Source organism: Kitasatospora sp. NPDC048296, from assembly GCF_043201815.1.
Classification (GTDB): domain Bacteria; phylum Actinomycetota; class Actinomycetes; order Streptomycetales; family Streptomycetaceae; genus Kitasatospora.
In genome coordinates, this window is the sequence record NZ_JBICZB010000146.1 from 1 (window position 1) to 5196 (window position 5196).

Below are 5196 nucleotides of genomic sequence, written 5' to 3' on the forward strand. Positions count from 1 at the left end.
AACAGCCCATCCCCATCGCGCATACCGTGATCATTCCGCACGAATGATCACGAGACGCACGCGGGTTGCCGGTTACTGAGACACGCTCCTAGCCAGAAGGTGCCGTCCCATTCGGGTTCGGCGTACCGGAGGATGCCCTCTTCGTGCCAGGCAAGCTGCGGATGCAGCTCGTTCAGCATGGCGCCGACCCCGGCTTCGGCCGCAGTCCGCGCGCGATGCGCGATGTCGGCCTGCAGGTGACGCTGGATGTCAGGCCAGTGCGGGGCGATGCAGGTCCGGAACAGCGCCCAGACGCCGTCAGTGAATCGCCGCAGCTCTCGGGTGCCGCCATCGCGTAACTCTGCGACGATTCGGGGTAGTTCCGGTTCCTGGTCGTAGAAGGCGAGGTTTTCGTAGAAGGCGGGGTCGGGAACGGCGAGGATGGTGTCGAGTTCGTCGGTGAGCCGCTGGCTGGCGGCCTCCTGTAGGAAGTCCGGAACGCCTTTGAAACTGGCGTTGACCAGCTCGAACACCGGTGCAGCCCGGAGAGGCACATGCCGCTTCTCCTGGCGCCACCACAGGTCACGGTTGACCGAGGCGCCGGCGCAGTGGTGCGCCGCCCGTGCGACGCCGCCGAGCACATGGTCCATGGGCGAGATACGGAACCGGATGTTTGCTATGTCGGCTACACCAAAGTGGAGTTCAAGCATCGTTGCCCCCCGTGGTCCCGATGAGTCCAGAACATCACGATAGCGCCATGAGCACGACCGTCTAGGGTGGTTTCGCGACTATTAGGCCCAGCACCGAACAGCTGGCGCACAGGACGTGGCTTCGCAACCATGGTGTGGCCCGATAGCTCGACGACGCCGGTCATCTGCGGCTCGGTGGAGCTCGTTCGGGGTCAGTTAGACCTGTTCTCAAACGAGTCGAAGAGAGAGGAATCCCATGCTCAAGATGTCGACGGCCACCCCCACAGTCGGCCCGATACCTCCAAAACAGCCGAGCAGGAACGCTGTCTGCGGGGGCGGTTGCTAGTTCGTCCATCGGTTCAGCCTGCCGTGTGACGGCCCTTCACCCTTCGCACCGTGCGGGGCCGTCACACGGCACACAAGTCGGCGGGGAGATCCATGTCAGCCATACCTGCGAACGACACCGAGCTTACCGATCTCGTTTCACCCACCCCGCAGGAGCGGGTGAGCGACTACGTCAGGGTCAGCGACCGGGCCTATCTCCATGCCGGCCACCAGCGCGTGCGCATGGTGTATGCGACGCGTACCGGCTCGATGGTCGCTGTGCCCGAGGAGGCGGGCAGACGGCTGGCCCGGGGAACGCTCGAGGGAATCGCCCCCGAATTGCTCGATGGGCTCCGTGAGATCGAAGCAGTCGTCACGGATGGCCGGGGGGAACTGGACACCGTTCTGGACCGCCAGCGTGCGGCCACTGCCAGCCTCAGCGACCTGCGCTATGTGCTGTTGCCCACGACCTACTGCAACATGGGCTGCTCTTACTGCGGCCAGCAGCACACTCGTGGTCGGCTCTCCGGGAGTCACAGGGATGCCGTCGCCCGCCGCGTGCTGGCGGGGATCGAGAGGAAGACAACCCGCACTGTGACGGTGAGCTGGTTCGGCGCGGAACCGATGATCGGCTACCCGATGATCCTGGATCTGAGCGCCCGCTTCACCGCGGCAGCACACGACAGAGGCGTTGGATACGTCTCGCGCATGGTCACCAACGGCACGCTCCTCACGCTCGACAAGCTGCGAGTCCTGCGACAGGAATGCCACGTGGCCAAATACGACATCACCTTGGACGGCCCGGCTCGCATCCATGACGCTCACCGGCCGCTGCGCAACGGGCGCAAGTCGTTCGATCGGATCACGCGCGTCCTGCTCGAGGCCCTGCAAGACGACACCCTCGCCGATGTGACCTTCGTTCTCCGCTCCAACATCGATGTGGCCAATGCGGATTGGGTGGCCGAATACCTGGACACCATGGCAACTCTTGGATTCGCCGACAACCGGGTCATCTTCAACCTCGCTCCGGTGTACTCCTGGGGTAACGATGTATCGCGTATAGAGCTCGACCGGCGTTACTACGGACAGCGAGAAGTCGAGTGGATGCGCCGCATGCACGGACTCGGACTGCATTTCGTGGCGCTGCCGACAGAACCGGAGCGCGTGCTGTGCGCTGCCGTCTCGCAGTCCGTGGAGATCCACAGCAGCAGTGGGGCGATGTTCTCCTGCTCGGAATACCCCCTAGTGCCACAACAAGAGGCAGCCGGCGGGCTCGGCTCGATCGAGACACTTCCTGTGCATGCGCCACGCCCGCTCGGCCCCTTCGACGACTGGCACGACGCGGTCGCCGCAGGCGAGACACCGTGTCATGCCTGCTACTTCTTCCCGATCTGCGGCGGCGCCTGTCCCAAACAATGGCGCGAGGGCAATACGCCGTGCCCGCCGTACAAGTTCACACTCCAAGAACGCTTCGATCTCGTCGCCGAGATGAACGGTCTCACCCCCGCGCCATGTTGATCAACAAGAACTTTACGCTCCTCTGGTTCGGACAAGCCCTCTCGCTGGTCGGCGACTATGCCTGCGGCACCGCCGTGCTGCTGTGGGCGACCAAGCGGATCAAACGCGACGGATACGGCCGAGCCGGCTTCGATCTCCTGCGCCGACAGATCCTCCTCGCGGATTGAGCCTTCGTGACGCACCGTCACCGGACCACAAGAAGTGGATCAGAACCCGGCAGACTCCCCAACGGCGGTCAGTTGGTCTCCCCGCTGGCGGACAGGAAACCTCCCCAGTGGCGGACAGCTGATCTCCCCGCCGACCCACCAAGCCTGTAACGCACAGTGGGCATGGTGAAGAGCGATGAGGAGATCATGGAGATTCTTGAGGCGTACGACCTCACCGGGAGTTACCGGAAGGCGGCCGAGCTGGCCGGATGCGACCACCACACGGTCCGGCGCTATGTCCAGCTCCGGGGCCAGGGAGTGGATCCGACCGAGCGGGCCGTGCGGTCGAAGCTGATCGACGACTTCCTGCCGAAGGTGGAGGAACTGGTCGAGCGGTCGCGCGGCAAGGTCGGGGCCGACGCTGTTCACAAGAAGATCGCCGCGATGGGCTTCACCGGCACCGACCGCACGACCCGCCGGGCCGTGGCAGCGGCAAAGGAGTCCTATCGGGCCGGGAACCGCAGGGTGTTCCGGCCCTGGATACCGGAGCCGGCGATGTGGCTGCAGTGGGACTGGGGCGAGGGCCCACGGATCGACGGAAGACGCACCAGCCTTTGGTGCGCGTGGCTGGCCTGGTCCCGGTTCCGGGTGGTCATCCCGGTGTTCGACAAGACCCTGCCGACGGTGGCGGCCTGCCTGGACGCGACATTCCGGGCGCTGGGCGGAGTGCCGACCTACTGCCTGACCGACAACGAGAAGACAGTCACGGTCGAGCACGTCGCCCGGATCGCAGTCCGCAACCCCGAGCTGGTGCCGATCGCCCGCCACTACGGCACGGTGGTGCGGTCCTGCATGCCGGCCGACCCGGCATCCAAGGGCGGGACCGAGTCGACGGTGAGGATCGCCAAGCGGGACCTGGTGCCCACGCAGGTGAACCTGCGGGCCGAGTACGCCGGCTTCGCCGAACTGCAGGAAGCCTGCGAGGACTTCATGACGGAGGTGAACAACCGAGTCCACCGCGAGACCCGCCGGATCCCCGCCGAGCTGTTGGCCGAGGAACGGTTGCGGCTGCACCCGGTGCCCGAGCAGCCGTTCACCGCCGCGTTCGGCGAGAGCCGCCGGGTCGGCAAGGACTCGACGATCTCGGTCAACTCGGTGCGCTACTCGGTCCCGCACGAGCTCGTCGAGGAGAGCGTCTGGGTCCGCTTCCACGGCGACGACCTGATCATCACCGCCATGGTCGCGGGCGGCGCGGTCGAGGTCGCCCGCCATGCCCGGTCCACTCCAGGCAACCCGCGCATCGCCGACGAGCACTACCCCGACGCCCCGCGCGGGCAGCGCACGCCGAAGCCGACCAACCCGGCCGAGGCCCAGTTCCTCGCGATCGGGCCCGGGGCGGCGGCCTGGCTCATCGAGGCCGCAGCGGCCGGCACCCGCCGGATCCGGGCGAAGATGGCCGATGCCATCGCACTGGCCAAACTGCACGGCACCGCGGACGTCGACCGGGCGCTGGGCACCGCCGCGACGGTGGGCCGCTTCGCCGAGGGCGACCTGCTGTCGATCCTGGGCCACCAGAGCGAGCACGACCAGGTCGAGCCGATCCGCCGCAGCGAAACCCACAGCCTGCAGCCAGGCACCTCTGCCTGGTCCGGATTCGGGTCGAACTGAGCCGGCCCCGGCCAAGCCTCAGTCTTCGTCCTCGACCAGACCGCAAGCACCGGGGAAAGACTCCAGGAACTCCCGCCGCTTCGGGTCCGGCTCGGCCTCGGCCAGGCCCCTGAGCGTCTGCAGGAACCGGCCGAGCTGGTCCTCCGGCAGCCGCTGCAGCACCCTCGCGACGCTCTCCATCATCTTCACCGCGGAGTCGGGATCCACCTCGTCGTCCTCGCAGCTGTCGAGAAACCAGACGGTGTCGACGACCAGCCCGGCGAGAACGGGCACCAACGGGTCCATGTCAGTCATCCGGGCAACCTATCCGACGCCCAGGACAGCAAGGACAACACCCGGCCGACGGCGCCGAGCCGCCGACGGCCGTGATCAGAAGGAGCACACCCCCATGAACGACAGCCCCACCGTCCCCGCGCCGCGACACCGAATGCAGGCCCCGGCCTCGGCGGTCGCCGCGACCTCGGGCGCCGCCTTCGACGAGGCGATCAACCTGACCCGCCGTCTGAAACTGCCGCACATCCGCCGGGCGATGGCCGAGATCATCCCCACCGCGAAGGCCCAACGATGGGACCCCGCCGAGATCGTGCGGGCCCTGCTGGCCGAGGAAGCCGCCGGCCGGGACGCCGCCAACCTCCGCACCCGACGCACCCGCGCAGCCTTCCCCACCGGCAAGACCTTCCACATCTGGCACGAGGATGCCTCCTCGATCCCCGTCCCGACCCAGTCCGCCCTGCGGACCCTTGAATGGGTCGGCCGACGCGAGAATCTCTGCGTGGTTGAGGTTCCCCCGGGATGCGGAGGATGGTGACAGCGGTTCAGATGGGTCTCATGAGAGGACCCGAGGCCATGGCCGCCCCGAAGAAGTACCCGCA

The 5196-nt window shown here is 66.9% G+C and carries 6 protein-coding genes; 4 read left to right on the forward strand and 2 right to left on the reverse strand.

The annotated features are described in order from the left end of the window. Positions 1-47 precede the first annotated feature (47 nt). Positions 48-629 carry a hypothetical protein gene (locus ACGF12_RS37760; protein ID WP_393040931.1) on the reverse strand — a complete coding sequence of 194 codons (582 nt, stop codon included), beginning with the start codon at positions 627-629 and terminating at the stop codon, positions 48-50. A gap of 543 nt (positions 630-1172) precedes the next feature. Here ACGF12_RS37760 and ACGF12_RS37765 point away from each other — a divergent pair. From ACGF12_RS37765 to istA, 3 genes are all read left to right on the forward strand, one after another. Further along, positions 1173-2510 carry a radical SAM protein gene (locus ACGF12_RS37765; RefSeq protein ID WP_393040934.1) on the forward strand — a complete coding sequence of 446 codons (1338 nt, stop codon included), beginning with the start codon at positions 1173-1175 and terminating at the stop codon, positions 2508-2510. Beyond that, on the forward strand, positions 2504-2677 hold the full coding sequence (locus tag ACGF12_RS37770) for a hypothetical protein (RefSeq protein ID WP_393040937.1): 174 nt from the start codon (positions 2504-2506) through the stop codon (positions 2675-2677). The genes ACGF12_RS37765 and ACGF12_RS37770 overlap by 7 nt, the downstream gene beginning before the upstream one ends. 165 nt (positions 2678-2842) lie before the next feature. Beyond that, positions 2843-4324, forward strand: coding sequence for an IS21 family transposase (istA, locus tag ACGF12_RS37775; protein ID WP_393040946.1), 1482 nt, complete (start codon positions 2843-2845; stop codon positions 4322-4324). Positions 4325-4342: 18 nt separating this feature from the next. Here istA and ACGF12_RS37780 read toward each other — a convergent pair whose 3' ends face one another. Then, positions 4343-4618, reverse strand: coding sequence for a hypothetical protein (locus ACGF12_RS37780; protein WP_393040940.1), 276 nt, complete (start codon positions 4616-4618; stop codon positions 4343-4345). Positions 4619-4712: 94 nt separating this feature from the next. Between ACGF12_RS37780 and ACGF12_RS37785 the strand changes: the two genes are divergently transcribed. After that, complete coding sequence (locus ACGF12_RS37785) at positions 4713-5132, forward strand: ATP-binding protein (protein WP_393040943.1); 420 nt, start codon at positions 4713-4715, stop codon at positions 5130-5132. Positions 5133-5196: the final 64 nt, after the last annotated feature.

What these genes read in the sequence shown, in the direction of transcription:
- ACGF12_RS37760 (WP_393040931.1), bottom strand. Translation starts at nt 629, where the DNA reads ATGGACCATGTGCTCGGCGGCGTCGCACGGGCGGCGCACCACTGCGCC.
- ACGF12_RS37785 (WP_393040943.1), top strand. Translation starts at nt 4,713, where the DNA reads ATGAACGACAGCCCCACCGTCCCCGCGCCGCGACACCGAATGCAGGCC.
- ACGF12_RS37770 (WP_393040937.1), top strand. Translation starts at nt 2,504, where the DNA reads ATGTTGATCAACAAGAACTTTACGCTCCTCTGGTTCGGACAAGCCCTC.
- ACGF12_RS37780 (WP_393040940.1), bottom strand. Translation starts at nt 4,618, where the DNA reads ATGACTGACATGGACCCGTTGGTGCCCGTTCTCGCCGGGCTGGTCGTC.